Annotated in this window: 4 protein-coding genes; 2 read left to right on the top strand and 2 right to left on the bottom strand. The window is 67.8% G+C overall.

Going from position 1 to position 2,530, the window contains the following annotated elements:
- Nucleotides 1-106: 106 nt before the first annotated feature.
- A complete protein-coding gene (locus ABT247_RS32985; RefSeq protein ID WP_502892546.1) occupies nucleotides 107-685 on the bottom strand; it encodes an ArsR/SmtB family transcription factor in 579 nt (192 codons plus the stop codon).
- Between the two features lie 104 nt (nucleotides 686-789).
- On the opposite strand from ABT247_RS32985, the gene def reads away from it, so the two are divergent.
- Nucleotides 790-1,452, top strand: a complete 663-nt coding sequence (gene def, locus ABT247_RS32990) for a peptide deformylase (RefSeq protein ID WP_350750211.1) — start codon at nucleotides 790-792, stop codon at nucleotides 1,450-1,452.
- A gap of 451 nt (nucleotides 1,453-1,903) precedes the next feature.
- Nucleotides 1,904-2,029, top strand: a complete 126-nt coding sequence (locus ABT247_RS32995) for a hypothetical protein (RefSeq protein ID WP_350750213.1) — start codon at nucleotides 1,904-1,906, stop codon at nucleotides 2,027-2,029.
- Nucleotides 2,030-2,068: 39 nt separating this feature from the next.
- Here ABT247_RS32995 and ABT247_RS33000 read toward each other — a convergent pair whose 3' ends face one another.
- The gene (locus ABT247_RS33000) at nucleotides 2,069-2,260 is read right to left on the bottom strand and encodes a hypothetical protein (protein WP_350750215.1); all 192 of its coding nucleotides are present in this window, start codon (nucleotides 2,258-2,260) and stop codon (nucleotides 2,069-2,071) included.
- Nucleotides 2,261-2,530: the final 270 nt, after the last annotated feature.

Consider the following 2,530-nt stretch of genomic DNA (forward strand, 5'->3'; position numbering starts at 1 on the left):
AGTCGGCCGGGGCGACTTCCTGCGCCGGTGCTCGGTCATCGGTAACGGCCGAATGGCAGTTCCCGCCAGTCTTCGATCAGACCGCGAGCTTGCTGCCCTCGGATTCTCAGCCCTGGCCCTCGTCGCCCGCCTCAGGGGGAAGCAAGGGGAACAGCCGGGTGATCAGGGCCACCGGTCGCGCGCCCTCGGGTCGGGCCAGGGGGCGTTGTTCGCGGTCTTGGTAGGTCGCGAGTACCCGTCGAATCACGTCTGCGACCCGGCTCATCTCGTCCGGAGTCAGGTAGGCGACGGCGCTGAAGGCTTCGTCATGGCGCCATTCGGAGGGCGCTTGGTCTCGTTGCGCCAACCATCGTTGCCAGCTCTCGTCCTCCAGCCCTCTGGTCAAGTCTCCGAACTGGTCCGCCGTGGGCGCATTGGCGTTCGGGACGTGCTGCTTCAGGCGCCAGGGGCGTGCGCGGCCCCCGGTGCGGGGGGCTTCTTCGATGTGTCCGTGGCGTGCGAGCTGCCGTAGGTGGAACGAGCAGAGTCCAGAGCTGCAGCCCAGTCGGGCGGCGGCTTCGGTCGCCGTCGCGCTGCCGACCTCGGCGAGCAGGTCCAACAGGGCTGTGCGGACCTCGTGCTCGCGCAGCCCGTCGCCGGTGTTGCTGACCTGGTTGCGCAGAGGTTTGCGGTCTTCTTCAGTCACTTTGCAAAGTCTGTTACTTTGCAAAGCACTTCGCAAGGGGACCTTGCGAGGAGGATCAGGGCACGTCGGCGGCATGCGTGACGTGCGCAGAAGGGGAGGCAGCGATGTCCGTTCGCCATGACGGGTCCCGTCGTATCGACCGGCGAGTCCGTGTGCAGGGCCGTCCCGTCGATTCCTATCCGGCACTGGCTCCCGAGGCTGAACGGGGCTCGGTGCGCCGGGTCACGGTGGTCGGTGAGGAGATCCTGCACCGTCCGTGCAGGGAGGTGACCGAGTTCGGCACTCGCGAGTTGTCGGCGCTGATCGACGACATGTTCCTGACCATGCACGTGGCCGAAGGGGCCGGCCTGGCTGCCAATCAGGTTGGCGTGGATGTGCAGCTCTTCGTCTACGACTGCCCGGACGACGACGGAATCCGGCATGTCGGCCACATCACCAACCCGGTTCTGGAGTTGCCCGAGCCGGGCGACCGCCGGCTTGTCGATGACCTGGAGGGCTGCCTGTCCGTGCCCGGTGCCGCCATGGCGGTTCCCCGCACTGATCACGCTGTGGTGCGCGGGTTCGACATGGACGGCAGGCTTCTCGTCATCGAGGGGACCGGCTACTTCGCTCGCTGTCTGCAGCACGAGACCGATCACCTCATCGGCCACACCTATCTGGATCGGCTGTCCAAACGGGACCGCAAGGATGCGCTGCGGCAGATGGCGGACCGCCGCGAGGAGGTCTTCGCCCGACGTGCGATGAAGGCCGCCGGCCTGGGCCGGTGAGCCGCCGGTAGCGGGCCGCCTTGGCCGCCCAGACGAACTCAGGACAGCGACGCTTCCCGGCGACGCGGTCGCCGGGAACTGGCCCTGCCCGCCACTCCGACGGCGGCCGTCTCCGACCGGGTGGTGACCGTCATGGGCGACCATGAGCAGCGCACCACTGTGACGGTGCCCGCTACGCTGCTCCGACCAAGGCGCGCCCTCGCCGGCCTGGTTCGTCTCGCGCACAGTGGGGTCCGACTTCGGGTGGTGATGGTGTCCAGCGGCGGCGGCTCCTTCGCCGTCGTCACCGATCCTGACCAGCCCGTCTCGACGATGCACGAACTGGCCTACAGCTCGTCAAAGGCTGCCCTGAACATGCTCACCGTCCGCTACGCCCAGGCACTGCCAGGAATCAAGTTCAAATGTCGCCACGCCCGGCGAGACCACCAACCGCAAGTTCGCCGCCACCGACATGAACAACCACACCGGTCAGCTGACGGTGACCGAGGGCACCGACTCGATCATCAGGCTCGCCACGCTTGGCCCCGACGGCCCGACCGGAACCTTCACCGACCGCCTCGGCCCCCTGGCCTGGTGACCACCGCCCCGCGATGATCAATCGGCTCCTTCGCCGTCATCACCGTTCCATGCCGCGGCCCTGGCCCGGCTCGCCGCCCAACACGAGGAAGTCGTCCGCCCTTACCACGAACCACACTGATCGGAACCTGCAGCCGACGGCCTCGGACTCGCTGTTCAGCACTGTCGGAAGCAGGGCGATCGAAAAGCCTTTGCGGACGAGGGCTGCGGCGGTGGTGACGGTGGTCTCCACGCGGCGGTTTCCTTCATGGTCGGGCAGTGCGGCGGGTCTGCTGTGCGGCGTGGGCCGTCGTTGCCGGATGACGGAGGCTGAGCGCTTCACTTGGCCAGCTGAGCGAGGCGCTGGCCAGTGACGACGTCCAGAGCCGCTCCGGGTGGATCGAAGGCAGGTGCGGCCTGATTGCGGTTGCAACGGCACGTAGGCCCGGCGGGCATTTCGGGAACGCATCTCAGGTGGTCGGACGATCACGGAGCGCCCGTGGGCTGGCACCGCGTCTGCGGT

This window comes from Kitasatospora sp. NPDC001539 (assembly GCF_040298565.1).
Lineage (GTDB): Bacteria > Actinomycetota > Actinomycetes > Streptomycetales > Streptomycetaceae > Kitasatospora.

What these genes read in the sequence shown, in the direction of transcription:
- ABT247_RS32995 (WP_350750213.1), top strand. Translation starts at nt 1,904, where the DNA reads ATGAACAACCACACCGGTCAGCTGACGGTGACCGAGGGCACCGACTCG.
- def (WP_350750211.1), top strand. Translation starts at nt 790, where the DNA reads ATGTCCGTTCGCCATGACGGGTCCCGTCGTATCGACCGGCGAGTCCGT.